At 45.9% G+C, this 15,501-nt stretch carries 13 protein-coding genes; all 13 read right to left on the minus strand.

Annotated elements, in window-relative coordinates:
• Nucleotides 1–96: 96 nt before the first annotated feature.
• The 13 genes from AS888_RS07700 to AS888_RS07755 all read right to left on the minus strand — a co-directional run bounded on the left by AS888_RS07700 (nucleotide 97) and on the right by AS888_RS07755 (nucleotide 15,498).
• Complete coding sequence (locus tag AS888_RS07700) at nucleotides 97–1,092, minus strand: 5-oxoprolinase subunit C family protein (RefSeq protein ID WP_061141568.1); 996 nt, start codon at nucleotides 1,090–1,092, stop codon at nucleotides 97–99.
• A gap of 1 nt (nucleotide 1,093) precedes the next feature.
• A complete protein-coding gene (gene pxpB / locus AS888_RS07705) occupies nucleotides 1,094–1,840 on the minus strand; it encodes a 5-oxoprolinase subunit PxpB (protein WP_061141569.1) in 747 nt (248 codons plus the stop codon).
• A complete protein-coding gene (locus tag AS888_RS07710) occupies nucleotides 1,840–2,631 on the minus strand; it encodes a putative hydro-lyase (RefSeq protein WP_061141570.1) in 792 nt (263 codons plus the stop codon). The genes pxpB and AS888_RS07710 overlap by 1 nt, the downstream gene beginning before the upstream one ends.
• Before the next feature lie 63 nt (nucleotides 2,632–2,694).
• The gene (locus tag AS888_RS07715; protein ID WP_155645436.1) at nucleotides 2,695–3,834 is read right to left on the minus strand and encodes an NRAMP family divalent metal transporter; all 1,140 of its coding nucleotides are present in this window, start codon (nucleotides 3,832–3,834) and stop codon (nucleotides 2,695–2,697) included.
• Nucleotides 3,835–3,946: 112 nt separating this feature from the next.
• Entirely contained in the window at nucleotides 3,947–4,705 is a 759-nt protein-coding gene (locus AS888_RS07720; RefSeq protein WP_061141572.1) for a LamB/YcsF family protein, read from the minus strand.
• 280 nt (nucleotides 4,706–4,985) lie between these two features.
• On the minus strand, nucleotides 4,986–6,113 hold the full coding sequence (solA, locus tag AS888_RS07725) for an N-methyl-L-tryptophan oxidase (protein WP_061141573.1): 1,128 nt from the start codon (nucleotides 6,111–6,113) through the stop codon (nucleotides 4,986–4,988).
• Nucleotides 6,114–6,218: 105 nt separating this feature from the next.
• Complete coding sequence (gene hutH / locus AS888_RS07730; RefSeq protein WP_061141574.1) at nucleotides 6,219–7,778, minus strand: histidine ammonia-lyase; 1,560 nt, start codon at nucleotides 7,776–7,778, stop codon at nucleotides 6,219–6,221.
• A gap of 51 nt (nucleotides 7,779–7,829) precedes the next feature.
• A complete protein-coding gene (locus AS888_RS07735) occupies nucleotides 7,830–9,218 on the minus strand; it encodes an MFS transporter (RefSeq protein ID WP_061141575.1) in 1,389 nt (462 codons plus the stop codon).
• A gap of 28 nt (nucleotides 9,219–9,246) precedes the next feature.
• Complete coding sequence (locus AS888_RS25595) at nucleotides 9,247–9,411, minus strand: hypothetical protein (RefSeq protein ID WP_155645412.1); 165 nt, start codon at nucleotides 9,409–9,411, stop codon at nucleotides 9,247–9,249.
• Nucleotides 9,386–10,717: an MFS transporter gene (locus AS888_RS07740; protein WP_061141576.1), complete on the minus strand. Its 1,332-nt coding sequence runs from the start codon at nucleotides 10,715–10,717 to the stop codon at nucleotides 9,386–9,388. Before AS888_RS07740 ends, AS888_RS25595 begins: the two co-directional genes overlap by 26 nt.
• Nucleotides 10,718–10,866: 149 nt before the next feature.
• The gene (hutI, locus tag AS888_RS07745; RefSeq protein ID WP_061141577.1) at nucleotides 10,867–12,126 is read right to left on the minus strand and encodes an imidazolonepropionase; all 1,260 of its coding nucleotides are present in this window, start codon (nucleotides 12,124–12,126) and stop codon (nucleotides 10,867–10,869) included.
• Nucleotides 12,123–13,799, minus strand: coding sequence for a urocanate hydratase (gene hutU, locus AS888_RS07750; RefSeq protein ID WP_061141578.1), 1,677 nt, complete (start codon nucleotides 13,797–13,799; stop codon nucleotides 12,123–12,125). The genes hutI and hutU overlap by 4 nt, the downstream gene beginning before the upstream one ends.
• A 217-nt stretch (nucleotides 13,800–14,016) precedes the next feature.
• Complete coding sequence (locus AS888_RS07755; RefSeq protein WP_061141579.1) at nucleotides 14,017–15,498, minus strand: response regulator transcription factor; 1,482 nt, start codon at nucleotides 15,496–15,498, stop codon at nucleotides 14,017–14,019.
• Nucleotides 15,499–15,501: the final 3 nt, after the last annotated feature.

The following is a 15,501-nucleotide window of genomic DNA, read 5'->3' on the forward strand; positions in this document are numbered from 1 at the left end:
ATTCTATTATAAAACACGGAAAAAAGATGTAAGCAAAAGACGAAAAAAAACTGAAACAGGAAAGAAGGCGCCCGGCACGGGAACCTCCTGATGGAATCATATGAACTGCCATTTATTCAAGGCCAATGAAATCGAAGTCTGCAATTCTTTCATTTCGCGTTCTTTTTGAAGGTACAGGAGTTCTGCCTCCCTTAAGTTCACGCGGGAAAATTGAATGGATTCCCCTGGTTTAACCTGAGAGATCATTGATAAATCGGCGGTTATTACTTGAGCTATTTTAGGATATCCGCCCGTCGTTTGGCTATCCGCAAGGAGAATGATCGGATTTCCATCCGGCGGAACCTGGATCGAGCCATTAGTGACCGCCTCGGAAAGCAGCTCCTCTTGATTTTGCCATTCAAGCGCCGGACCTGAAATTCTATATCCCATCCGGTCAGATTGATTGGAAACCTTAAATGAATGCTCTTCAAAACGTTGTTTACTCGAATGGATGAATTGCTCGTACTGGCTTCCAGCAATGAAACGGATGAGTGGATTTCGAGCTGGTATGAACTCCTTTTCATTGACGTACCACTTCGGAGAGAAAAAAGATTCCTTCAACTCCCTCCTGCCCATAATGGTTTGAAGTTCATTACAAGCAAGCACATCGCCAGCCTTTAAAGCCCTTCCCAAATAGCCTCCGATCCCAGCTCGTAAATAGGTGCTCTTGCTACCCATCACTTTTGGAACCTCATATCCCCCGCCAACGGCTAAATAAGTCCGGCAGCCTGATTTACACCCTTCGAAGCGCAGGATGGATCCTTCCTTTACATAAATGGGCCTCCACATCGGGGCATCATGATTATCGATTGTAGGTGTTAAATTCGCACCCGTTATCGATATCAGGCAATTTTTCTCCATTTTTATAGTGGGCCCCATCAGTGTAATTTCCATGGCTGCCTCCCCTTCATGATTACCTACCAACATGTTGGCAATCCGCAGTGAATAGCGATCCATCGCCCCACTTACGATCACCCCATGTTGCTGAAACCCTTTTCTGCCTAGATCTTGAATACTAGTCAATAATCCGGGCTTGATTATACGAAGGCTCATCTTATCCCCCCTTGATCTCTTTATATTCTTGTTCAGAGATTGGCTGGAACTTCACCATGTCTCCCGCTTGTAATAAGCTTGGGGGGGTTACATTCGGTAAAAATAATTCCATTGGCGTTTGTCCAATCAATTGCCATCCCCCAGGTGTTGATATCGGATATACCCCCGTCTGCATACCGGCAATCCCGACTGCACCTGCTGGTATAGTCATTCTCGGGGAAGATCGCCTCGGGGTTGCGATGTCTTTCGAAAGTCCTCCCAGAAACGGAAAGCCCGGGGCGAATCCTATCATATAAGCTAAGTACTCACCGGTTGAATGGATATGGATGACTTCATCTGTGGTCAAATCATGATAACGAGCTACATCTTCCAAGTCCGGTCCATACTCCCCTCCATAACAAACAGGGATGGAAACCGTACGATGTGACACCTTTGTGTCTTCTATTAAGTCAAGCAGTTTCCTGTTCAATATCGACCGAACCACGTCATAGGGAGAAGTAGCTTCATTGCTTTGCTTATGAATGTTATAGATTACGAGCGGATCATAAAAAATCGTCAAATTCGTAAAAGCCGGTACACATTCCACAAACCCGGCAAAAGGTTCTTCTTCCAACAAATCCATAAACAACTTTATCTTTTTGTGAATGCTGTATTCCATTCCATTCCCAAATGTAATCACAATTGCGGAATCGCCCAAGGGAGACATGTTACAAGCCGTTTCATTCAAAAGATTTTTCGACCTGTCCATTATAATACACCTAATTTTTCATCACGGATGTCTGTGATGAACATATGTCCAGGTGCATGTGTGATCATGATTTCCGGTTTTGTTTCCATGGCGATGGATTGCGGCGTTACGCCACATGCCCAAAAGACTGGCACTTCCCCCTGATGCACCGTTACGGGATCACCAAAGTCCGGTTGATCGATATTGCACACCCCGATTGCTTCAGGATCTCCGATGTGGATCGGTCCCCCATGAACTGCCGGGAAACGCGAAGTCACTTGAACAGCCCTCACCACATCCTTTTGAGGGATCGGTCTCATGCTAGCCACCATCTTGCCATGGAAAATCCCTGCCTCCATACAAGGAATATTGGTTTTATACATGGGTACATTACAGCCCTCTTCAATATGGCGAATCGGAATATCATTGTTTAACAGAGCGTGCTCGAAGGTAAAGCTGCACCCAATCAGAAAACCAACCATATCCTCTTCCCAGTATTTTGATATATCTGTTACCTCATCAGTCAATTCCCCACGTTTGTATACCCTGTATTTAGGAATATCCGTGCGTATATCCCCATCGGGAGCTGCAAATGCGGGAATGGCAGAACCAATTTCCGTTACATCCAGCAAGGGACATGATTTAGAGTTGCGCTGACAGAATAATAAGAAGTCAAAAGCATGCTCCTTTTTTAAGATGGCCAAGTTTGCCTGGGCATACCCATTGGCCATTCCTGCGGTCGGTTCAATCAATTCGGCATTTCGAATCATTGAACGCAACTCCGCGGGGTCCGCTTGAGAAAGATCGATCATACCTATACATCTCCTATTCAAGAATGGCAGGTTAGAAGTGACCTGCCCATCACAGTCATTGTATTAAAATAGTGTAGGCAATTGCTTGATTAATGTATATCCACCCATCAGCGCCATGACGATTACGACAAAGACACCTGAGATCGTTAACCATAGCGGGTGTTTATAATCGCCGACAATGTTTCGCTTATATGCGGCAATCAATAATGTCCCAAGCGCGATCGGCAAAATCAAGCCATTGATGGCGCCTACAATTAGCAGTACTTTAACCGGCTGGCCAATTAACAAAAAGCAAACTGTCGACAAGACGATAAAGCCAATGATTATCCAGTTTGCCTTTTTATTGATCATTTTGCTGAATGTTCTGATAAACGAGACGGAAGTATATGCAGCTCCAACGACAGAAGTGATTGCCGCTGCCCACATCACGACCCCGAATATGCGGTATCCGACGTCTCCGGCAGCCAGTTGAAAAACGGATGCTGCAGGATTATCCTGATTGATCTGTAAACCTTTCGATACGACACCAAGCACTGCCAGAAATAACGCGACACGCATGACGGTGGTGATCAAGATTCCCACTATTGAACTCTTAGTTACTTGAGGTAATGCTCCAACGCCTTTAACGCCTGCATCCAATAGCCGATGGCCCCCTGCAAATGTTATGTAGCCGCCGACCGACCCTCCCACTAAAGTGACGATGGCGATGATATCGATTTGAACAGGTGCAAATGTCCTCACTACCGCTTCCCCTACTGGAGGAGAGGTTGTCCAGGCAACGTAAATCATCAAACAGATCATAAAGAAGCCGGCGATTTGCGTAAAGCGGTCCATGGCCTTTCCCGCTTCCTTGACGACAAATATCAAGACCGCGATGACCGCACTTATTGCGGCGCCCGCTGTAGGCGATATCCCCGTCATCGCATTGAGTCCAAGCCCTGCTCCTGCAATATTGCCAATATTGAAGGCGAGGCCTCCCATGACGATGAGTGCCGCCAGGACATAACCAAGACCAGGCAAAACCATATTGGCAATCTCTTGACCCCTCTTTTCAGATACAGCAATGATGCGCCATACATTTGTTTGGGCAAAAATATCAAGAAGGACCGAAATAAGGATGACGAAACCGAAACTTGCCGCAAGACTTTGGGTATAAACGGTCGTTTGCATTAAAAATCCCGGCCCTATTGCCGATGTAGCCATTAAGAAGGCTGCACCCAATAATAAAGTGCGGTTTGTTTTCGGCTTAGCGGGAATCTTTTCCTGAGCTGCAGTATATTTGTTTGGCTCCAATGGACTGACCTCCTATGCAGGTTTATGAAAATGACTTGACTGTTATTTCGGATAATTCCAAAGAATTTTTCACATGTCGGGCAAAGGCCAATGCATGTGCACCGTCCCCATGGATGCAAATCGTATCTGCCCTCAAAGCCACATCGGATCCTTGTTGGGACAAAACCTTCCCTTCCTTTACCATCCGAATCACCTGCGCAGCAGCATCCTCATCATTTTCCAATAAAGCATATTTCTCCATTCGTGAAGTCAATGAACCATCTTGTTGATAGGTGCGATCGGCAAATACTTCACTGGCCGTTCGCAATCCGACTGCCTCACCAGCGCGAATCAATTCACTTCCCGACAAACCAAAGAGAATAAGCTCAGGGTTCACTTTATATATAGCCTCGGCAATCGCCATCGCTAATGCTTCGTTTTGGGCGGCCATATTGTACAAAGCTCCATGCGGTTTCACATGCTGCATGCTTCCTCCCTCGGACTGCAAGAAACCATTCAATGCGCCAATTTGATAGACGACAATGTCATAAGCCTCCTCGGGCGCAATATTCATATTGCGTCTGCCAAACCCCATTAAATCCGGTAAACCAGGATGAGCCCCGATCCTGACACCTTTTTCCAAGGCAAGTTGAACCGTTTTTCGCATGACGGTCGGATCACCAGCGTGAAAACCACAAGCGACATTGGCCGATGTGACATAATCTAAAATTTCCTTGTCATTCCCCATCCGGTAGGCGCCATAACTCTCTCCTAAATCACAATTCAAATCAACGGCATTCATTGTTCCTCCTCCTTCATTTTGAAAAATTCCCGTTTATGATTTCCTTAAAAGTATGTAATGAAATACCGAAATTCGGAATTGTAGTTTCAAATTTCGGAATATTCTTATTCTACCACGCATTATTTTTTTAGACAATAGTTGGCAGATAACCCCATTGATGTTTATTGCGCCGTTAACTTATAAATCAAGAGAACGGGAACAATATAAAAAAGCCGTTGCTTCCCTTGAAAAGGAATCGACGGCTAGCCTATTCGTTTTATATGTTGGTAAAGCGATGAACCTATTGGAATCTGTTTAGCGAAAATGGGGAAATATCATTCTCCGTCTTTCCCGAAAGAATAAGGTCACTTAAACTCTCACCAATTACACTGCTGAACTTAAATCCATGTCCCGAGAAACCCGCTGCAATGGCAATGTGGGGATGATGAGGATGTAGATCAACGATAAAGTCCTCATCCGGCGTCATCGTATAGATGCAGTTTTTTCCATGTCTCAACGTTTGACCGAAAGGCATGAATCGGTTCAAGAAACGTTCCAAATCCCCGGCATCCTCCGCAAATTCACCAAATCGGGCCATCGTTTCTTCGGGATTCATCCGGTTTCCCCCGTCATGTCTCCCAAGTTTCAAACCAGCTCCACTTATACTTGGAAAGCCATAGTATGTACCTTCAGGTGTATCGAACGTGAATGCAGAAAAGCCATTGTGACCATATAATTTTTCATCTGCGTCGAACCAGGCGAAGGTTTTCCGGATAGGTGTCAGTGGCACATTCAACCCTAACATATCCAATAACTTCGGTGACCAAGCTCCTGCTGCAACGACCAATGCTTCGGCATGATAGCTTTGGTCATCGGTTTTCACCGTGACCCCGTCACCTTGGACAGTCAGGTTCCTTACCGGGCTGTTCACTTTGATGTCGGCACCGTGTGATTTGGCAAGCTGCTGGTAAGCCCGAATGCACTCTTCACTTTTTAGCACTCCTGAAGCAGGTTCAAAGCAACCTATATAATCTTCTGGAAGGGTGATGCCTGCCCATCTTTTATGAACCTGATTAGCATCGAGTTTTTCCAAAGGCAAACCAAATTTATTCGAACTTGCGATCACTTGCTTGATGAAGGGGGATTGCTGACTGCCCGCATTCAGAACGCCCGTCCGAAGAAATAGTTGTCTTTCCGTAAGCTGCTCTAAGTGTTCCCATAGGTCTTGCGCTTTCAGGACCAGTGATACATACTCTTCCCCTTCCCCATACGCATGTCTAATGATCCTTGTTTCTCCATGATGACTTCCTTTATTGTGAGGCGGGACGAAAGAGTCCAATAATACTACCTTCTTTCCGGACTTGGATAGGTAATAACCTGCCGACATACCCATCGATCCGGCTCCAATTACAATTACATCATAATGCATGTTTCCGTTATTCCTCCGTTCTTGTTGATGACACCTATTCGTTTGTGAGGCGGGTCACGAAACTTTGCAACAGGCTTGACTAAAAAATACCGCCTGCTATCATCTTTAAAACTCGATTTCACCCATTTCCAATTCGACAAGTTGGGTTAGTTCTCCTTCATGAATTTCCCCTTTAATCACTTCTATGTCAGGATGAAAGAAACGATCTTCTTTTACCATGGGTACTTTCCTGCGTATTAAACGGTACACCTTCTCCGTGATAGGGGCAGGTTTCAATGGGTGATGAAAATCCATAGCTTGCGTTGCCGTCATAAGTTCAATCGCTAAAATATATTCCAGCTTCTTTGAAATTTGATAGGCTTTCCTCGAAGCAAAATAGGAAAAACTTATCACGTCTTCCTGATTTGCACATGTCGGCACATTATCGATTGTTGCAGGTTGTGTAAGTACTCTGATTTCATTCAATAATCCTGCTGCAGTATATTGCGGGACCATGTAGCCGTTATTTAAACCCGGGTTTGCCACCAAAAAATTCGGCAGCTCACTAAGGTGATGGTTTACTAGGCGATCGATCCTTCTTTCGGTGACCTTTGCCAGATTCGCCAGGGCGATGCACATCATATCTGCATAAATCCCTACGAATGATCCATCAAAGTTCCCCCCCATAAGCGCCGTCCCGTCAGCACCATCCGGATAAATGATAGGATTATCACTTGCAGAGTTCATTTCATTTTCAATAGTGGCCTTCGCGTCCTTCAACGCTCTTTTTACGGCACCGTGAATTTGTGGAATGCATCGTAAACTAAGCGCATCTTGTACTCGATGTTCCTTATATGTGTCCATGATTTGACTTCCTTCAAGGATCCTTGACACATTTCTGGCTGTCTTTGCCTGTTCTCCATGCCTTTTTAATTTGTGGGAGCGAGGGTCAAAAGCATGAATGGTACCCTTAAGCACCTCCAAGGACATAGCTCCCGTAATATCCGCCGTTTTCGCAGCCTGGATGCCATTGTATACCGCTAAGGCTGCCATCGCCGTGGCGGAAGTCGTTCCACTTATAAGGGCCAATCCTTCTTTAGGACCTAATGTGACAGGTGCCAATCCGGCTTTTGCCAAAGCTGCCGCTCCAGGGATGAGCTCGCCGTCTTGCCATGCCTTCCCCTCTCCGATCAGCACTAGGGCCATGTGAGATTCAGGTGAAAGGTATCCCACTGAACCATCACCCGGGGCAAATGGGACAATATCGTGATTCAGCAGCGAAGCAATCAGCTCCAAAACCACTAACCTGACCCCTGAATAACCTTGACCCAAATTTACCAGGATCATCAATTGAATGGCCCTCACTACTTCTCTTTCTAAAGGCTCCCCTACGGAGACCGCATGAGAACGAATGATATTCCGTTGAAGCGTTTCTGCATCTTCCGGGGAAATCATCTCTGTCACATTGCTGCCAAACCCTGTTGTCACACCATAAATAACCCTATTTTCCAACAGGAACCTATCCATTAAACTTCTTGATTCATCGATTCTATTAAAATACTCTCTTGTAAAGGAGACCTCTGCCCCATATCTTGCAACAGCAATTACCTCATTGATGGAGATGGGACCATCACCCAATACGACTTTTTTTATATCCTTTGCGTGTCTGCAATTTGTCGTTGTCACGGTTCACTTCTCCTTCAACACTATAATTTATTGATAAACTATCGGATTGCATCATTTAATTTCTTCTCTGATTTGCCGCAATGAAGCATGACTTCCTGAAGCAGGCTGACCACCTTCAAGCATGGGATCACTTGCTTCATTCAGGGAGAGTGCCTTTGTCTCTGGTGCCCAGGCTATGGATGCGATCAAACCGACTAGCAAGATGACCGCCATGCCGACCATTGAAGAGCTTAAACCAAAGGAATTGAGACTTAATGGCAGAAGGAAAGTTCCAATTGCAGATCCAATCCTGCTGATTGCCGTGACCATGCCAATTCCCGTTCCACGAATCTCCGTTGGGAATAGTTCTGCAGGGTAAACTAACGTTAGGTTGGAAGCAGCCGACATGAAAAAAGTGAAAATCAGGAAGAATGTCAACATGAAATATTGTGAGCCATTATGCAGGAGACTGAGGGAAAATAAAGAAACTGTGAGTATCGCAAAGGCACCTATTGTAAAACCTCTGCGGGAAAATTTTGCAAGGAACCAAAGGCCGACGATCGCACCGACCAGCAAGAAAATGTTTAGCATCGTATCGGCAAAAAAGTTTTGTTCAAAACCCATTGTATGCAAAATGGACGGAAGGAAGGTGTAGATGGCGAAATACGGAATGACGAGAGTCAATTTGAATATCCCGCCAAAAGCGGTACGCTTGCGCAGCTTTTGGCTGAAAAGGCCACGGAATCCTAAATCGGATGGGTTTACTGCATGCGCCGACGTTTCGCCCATTTCCACGTTCTGTCCTAAATGCTTCTTCACGATAAGCCGCGCTTCTTCGGCACGTCCCTTGCTCACGAGCCACCTTGGAGATTCTGGCGTTCCAATCCGCAAGAATAAAACCACTACAGCAGGAATGGCTGCACTGACTAGCATCCAGCGCCATGATCCTGGCCCAGCTTGTCCTAAATAATATCCGACAAAGTTAGATGCTACATAACCAAGCGTCCAAACGACGTTTAAAGATGCGAGGAGCGGGGCCCTATATTTTTTCGGGGAAAATTCTGCAAGTAATGTTGTCCCGACTGCATAATCTCCTCCAAGCCCAAAACCTATCAGCAACCGCAAAACAAACAGCTCTGCCGGTCCATTAACGAAAAATTGAAGAATCGTCACAACGGTAATCAGCAAAAAATTGACAAGGAAGATTTTCTGCCTGCCTATACGATCAGATAGTTTTCCAAGGACCAATGCACCTGCAAAAAGCCCGATTAATGCCGAGCTGCCAATCAAACCGCTCCACATGGCATTCAGCTCTAATTGCGGTCCGAGCAATGTCAGAGCCATCGCGATGATTCCTAAGGAATAGCCGTCACAGAAGCTGGACCCGAAAGTAAGTCCTGCAATTCTAAAGTGGAACTTTTTAAATGGTGCATCATCAATTGTAAATGTTCGCTCGCTCAAAATAAACGCCCCCCAATTATTATAATTTTCAGATTTCATCCATTAATTTTTTTGATAAGCCCACTTCAGGTCCCACCGTTGCCTTGCCGACCATCGAAGCGATATCTTCCAAAAAAAGAGCAATCGCTGTGACGATTGCTCCAGCCAAGCTGTAGGTTCTTATTGAGCTATGCTTTCGAATCGGCCATTTCATTGGTGACCTGCGGGAAAGTCCCTTGCTTGCCCGGCTTCACGAAAACCATGGCGATCATGCCGATCGTGACGGCGATGGATGCCGCGATGAACATCGCATTATATCCATGAATGGCGACAAGACTTCCTGTCAGGGTCGGTGCAATGATCGTGGCGAGATTGGCGATGAAATGCGTTACCCCGCCGAATGTTCCTGCTTTTGTCGGTTCCGTGTCCAGGACGACAATCCAATAGATCGAATTGGGTAAATAATTGAACGCATTGCCGAGACACATCAAGGCAAGAACGGCGGCTGCACTCTCGACGGTTGGAATCAACAAGAAACAAACAGCTGTACAAAATAGGGACACCACCGTGAACCAAGATCTTGCTATCCGTAAATTCCCTGTTTTCACCCGCAGCAGATCCGAGATTTTACCGCCTAACAGTCCCGTAATGATAGCACCTATCCAAGGGATCATCCCGATATAGGAAAGCGATGAAAGCGAATAATTGAATTCGTCCTGCAGGTATTTCGGCGTCCAGGTCAATAAAAGGATATTGACATATAAAAAAGCGAAATATCCAATGGCATTCATAACCAAGGTAGGGTTCTTGAAGAAATGGTACCATGGTATAGGCATTTGCTGATCCAATGTCGTTTCTCCTTTAATCAATTGGTCGGCACTTCGAATGCCTTCCAGCTCGGCTTTAGTAACTCTTGGATGTTCTTCAGGTAAGTTAGTGAAGACTTTATTCCAGATAACGACCCAAATGATCCCTAATAGTCCAAGAATAACAAACGTCGCTTTCCAATTTGTATAGGTAAGCAAGCCAACGACAACAGGGGCAGTAACCAAAGCACCTATTGGGGTTCCAACCAATCCTAATGCCACGGCGAACCCCTTCTCTTTCGGGGAAACCCAATTGGCCATCGTCCTGTTCATGACGGATAGTGTAGGGCCTTCAGCGAATCCGAATAAAACACGAAACACGGCAAATCCCGCTAAGGCTGAACCGCCGAATAATGCCGTCCCGATATGACCGGCGAATATGGTCCCGATTTCAAATATTGACCAGGCGGTCCCCGCGATGATCCACATGAATTTCGGTCCTTTTTTGTCTGCCAGTGCTCCACCCAACAATGCCCCGAATATATATCCATATCCAAAGTACCCTAAGATCGCTCCCCAGCTAGCCGGATTTAAATGAAACTCATCGATGATTTCTGCCTGGGCATACGACAAGGCACCCCTATCAATGTAGTTGATGATCGTGATGACAATGATCATGAAAATGATAAAATAACGATAATTATTTTTCAACATATAGTTCCCCCTTGTTGCATTGAAAAGGATGATAGTTTGGATCATGGATAGGAATTGGTTTGCCTCCAGGCATACTCCCTCCGCGCAGGAGCTGGAGCCGCCTGGAGCAACAAAAAATCACGTGCGTGCGAAGTGCCCAAATCCTGCCATCATTTCACGACTTGCACTCCGTTTTTCCATACAGACTTAACATGGTTGACCCCGAATAAATATTGCAATTCCTGATAGTTTTCAACATTCCATAAAACGACATCCGCTTGTTTTCCGACCTCAAGTGAGCCGACCTTGTTTTGCCTGTTGATGGCACACGCGGCATTGTATGTTGCCGCCGTCAGGGCTTCGGCAGGGGTAAGACGCATCGAAATGCATGCCAGGTTCATGACGAGCGGCATGGAAGTCGTCGGGGAGGAACCTGGATTGCAATCGGTGGAAATGGCAACGGCCACACCTTCATCGACCATCCTCCTGCCAGGTGCCGCTTCTTCCCGTAAGTACAAAGCGGTGGCCGGAAGCAAGCAGGCAATCGTTCCTGACTTTGCCATTGCCTTTATCCCCTCTTGTGAAACCTTCAATAGATGCTCGGCTGAAATCGCCCCTACCTTGGCCGCTAATTCAGCTCCGCCATATGGCTCAATTTCATCGGCATGAATTTTAGGAATCAATCCATACCTTTTTCCAGCCGTTAAAATCCGCTCCGATTGCTCAGGAGTATAGACACCCTTTTCACAAAATACATCATTGAATTCAGCTAGCTTTTCTTCAGACACGATTGGAAGCATATCATTAATCAAATGATCGACAAATTCGTCTTCACGACCTTTATAATCGTTGGGTACCGCATGTGCTCCCATAAAAGTGGGAACGAGATCGATGGGATGTTCTTCCTGCAGCTTCTTCATCACCCTCAGCTGTTTCAATTCCGTTTCCACATTCATTCCATAGCCGCTTTTACCCTCTACTGTCGTTACACCATGAGCGAGAAACGAATCAAGGCGGCGTGCGGTTTGCTCCATCAATTCTTGTTCGCTTGCTTCACGGGTCATGCGGGTGGTGGCATGAATGCCGCCTCCAGAGTTCATGATGTCCATATATGTTGCACCTTCGAGACGCATCTCGAATTCACGCTCCCGGCTCCCGCCGTATACGACGTGTGTATGCGGGTCAACCAGTCCTGGGGTCACCAAATGGCCAGCGGCATCGAATACTTCAGCTTCATGAATCCTATCTGCATAGCGTTCTTCCAATTCTTTGGTAGTTCCGACCGCTTGAATCAGGCCAGCTTCCATCCAGATGCTTCCGTCTTCAATCAACCCCAGCTCAGACATTGCTTCCTTGGAACGAGGAGCCCCGCCATGCTGTGCAAGTGTAGCGAGTTGTGCGGCATGCTTTATCCAAATCGGTTTTGTCATGACTCATCATTTCCTTTGTTAAGCATTGGGATATGAATCCCTTTTTCACGTGCCGTTTTCTCTGCCAGCTCATAGCCTGCATCCACATGTCGAACTACACCCATCCCCGGGTCGGTCGTCAAGACACGTTCAATTCTCGCCCCTGCTTCTTTCGTGCCGTCAGCGACAATGACGACTCCAGCATGCATGGAGTACCCCATTCCCACTCCGCCGCCATGATGTACGGACACCCAAGTGGCTCCACCCACGGCATTGACCATTGCATTCAAGATCGGCCAGTCAGCCACTACATCCGAACCATCCTTCATCGCTTCCGTTTCACGATTCGGTGAAGCGACAGACCCTGAATCCAAATGATCTCGCCCAATTACGATCGGCGCCTTCAATTCACCGCTTGCGACCATATCATTGAGGATTTTCCCGAAGCGGGCACGCTCGCCATAACCAAGCCAGCAAATGCGCGATGGCAAACCTTGAAATTGGATTTTTTCTTGAGCCATTTTAATCCAGTTACATAAATGTTCATTATCGGCAAATTCGCGGAGAATCGCTTGATCTGTTTTATAAATGTCTTCAGGATCACCCGATAACGCCACCCAGCGAAACGGACCTTTTCCTTCACAAAATTGCGGCCGGATATAGGCTGGAACGAAACCAGGGAAGTCAAAGGCATTCTCCACCCCTTCATCTTTCGCAACTTGACGGATATTGTTGCCATAATCGAACGTAATGGCCCCTTTTTCCATCATCTCTAGCATCGCACTTACATGTTTGGCCATGGAAGCTTTTGAGAGTTTAATATATTCATCTGGATCTGCACTTCGTAATTCTGCAGCCTCCACCATATTCATGCCTGAAGGCGTGTATCCATTTAGCGGATCATGGGCGGAAGTTTGATCCGTCAGGACATCCGGAATGAAGTTCCGGGCGATCATTTCAGGAAGAAGATCGGAAGCATTCCCAATCAAACCAATCGATAATGCTTTCCCTGCATGCTTGGCTTCCGTCGCTAAACGAATGGCTTCATCCAATGAATCCGTTTTCACATCGGTATAACGAGTTTCGATCCTTCTGTCGATCCTTGTCTCATCCACATCGATTCCAATACAGACTCCGCCGTTCATCGTAACGGCTAGCGGCTGTGCCCCACCCATACCGCCTAAACCTGCCGTTAACGTAATCGTGCCTTTTAATGAAGAATTGAAATGTTGTTTGGCAAGCTCGGCAAATGTTTCATATGTACCTTGCACAATTCCTTGTGACCCGATATATATCCAGCTGCCTGCCGTCATTTGTCCATACATCATCAAGCCTTTTTTATCGAGCTCATGGAATGTTTCCCAATTTGCATAAGCAGGAACGATGTTCGAATTGGCAAGCAGGACGCGCGGCGCATCGGTATGGGTTTTAAAAATCGCCACCGGTTTACCCGATTGGACCAATAAAGTCTCATCATCTTCAAGCTCTTTCAGTGATTTGACGATTGCATCAAAGCATTCCCAGTTACGAGCTGCTTTCCCAATCCCGCCATAAACCACGAGATCCTCGGGCCGTTCGGCTACTTCAGGATCCAGATTATTCATCAACATCCTCAGCACTGCCTCTTGCTGCCATCCTTTTGTATGCAAATCTGTCCCTCTATAACGGATAACCTTATTTGTCGTAGTGTTCATAGTATTGCCTCCTTGTTTCGGTATATTTTCATTGTATAGGAAAAATTCAGAAAATTACTTATAATATAATGATTATTTTATAAATAGTTTCATATTTTTACAGTTAAAATTATAATATTATGAATGATTCCAATCTGTTTAATATTTTCTACAAAAAAATACGGTTCAGCAGCGACTGAACCGTTGAAAAAATATCGTTTTCAATAGGTTTTGACCTTTACATAGAACCCTTTAATCCCCACCGATAAGCTGAAGGGGTGCTAGCCTCAAACAATTTGAATTTGGCATTGAAGTAGGTTTGGTGGGAATAGCCCGCCAATTGTGCGATTTCCTCCAATGATAAATCCGTTTCCTTTAAGAGACGTTTTGCCTCCCTTATCCGCACTTGATGAAGCGTACTGCGGAATGACGTGCCGGACTCAGCTGCAAAACGACGGCTGAGGGTGCTTTTATTAATACGCAATATGTCTGCACAGGCCGTTAAATTCCACTGGGGATCCCAATAATTGGACTCAATCAGTTCCCTTGCTTTTTCGCTTAGTGTGTTCGCTCCTTCTTGTACTTGTTCATGATCCTGCTGAAGCAAATGGGTGGTGAACGAGTGCAAGGCTTTTACGATTTGATGAATGACCGGTTTATGTACGATTTGCTGGAAGACGTCATAATAAATCGCTTCTAGAGAGGCGGTTTGCAGGTTATATGATTTCATGTGCCTGCGAATTTGCGCCAGTACGCTTGTTAGGCGAATGCGAACGATTTCCGGGTCGGGATATGGCCGTTGGAAAGTGAGGAATTCGCGTTCGGTCCATTCCTTGATCGCTTTCGCATCCCGCCTTTCGAGCATTTCTATCCACAGTCTTTGTTCAAGAGGAGTAAGGAATGGATCCATCTCCTTCGGGGACATTCGTTGACTTTCAGCCAAGATGATATCATATCCATCAAAAAAGATTTGTCTCGTCAATTCACGCGTTTGCTGATAGATCTTTTTTAAAGAATCGGCGGGCGTTGCCGCTTTGATGATGATGGCAAGCGGCTCGTCCATTTTTTCTTTCCATTGAGCGAGGAATGCTTGGTATTCTTCCTTGAACACCTCATCCCCCTCCGATTCCTGGACGCATAAAATGAAATCCGATAAAGCGAAGATCTGGTTTTTTCCGATAAAGGAATACCGCTGAAGATCATCATAAACGAGAGGAAGCGTTTTATTATCCGGCGTCAAAAATGCGGCCATCGTAATTCGATGATCATGCCTCCGCTCTGTCAGGAAGAAATCCGGATAATTGATATCCAATGATTGCTCTTCGCCCAATGTGTTCCTCGCGTGAATGCCTTGTCCATTTCTTAATTGATAACGCAATTGTTGAATATGCTTCACCAAATCCGCTGAAGAAAAGGGACGGAATAGAACATCTTCTGCACGAAACTGCAAGGCCCGATAAGCCGTTTGAAATATTCTCTCCGATGAAATGCCTAACCATCGAATTCCCCTTCGTTTTAATGAAACGCCCATCGCTTCACTATCATTTGTCCACATATCCATATCCAAAATAACGAATTCCGGCTGCTGGTTGCGCATGTCTTTTTCGAATTCTTCAATCGTTTCCCAGAGGACCAATCGGATCCCGGTTAGGTGGGACTCCACGATCCACCGAATTCCTTGGGCCTCTATCTCATCCTTTGCCACCAAATGGATTTCCACCTA

The sequence above is a fragment of the Peribacillus simplex genome (assembly GCF_001542915.1).
Classification (GTDB): domain Bacteria; phylum Bacillota; class Bacilli; order Bacillales; family DSM-1321; genus Peribacillus; species Peribacillus simplex_B.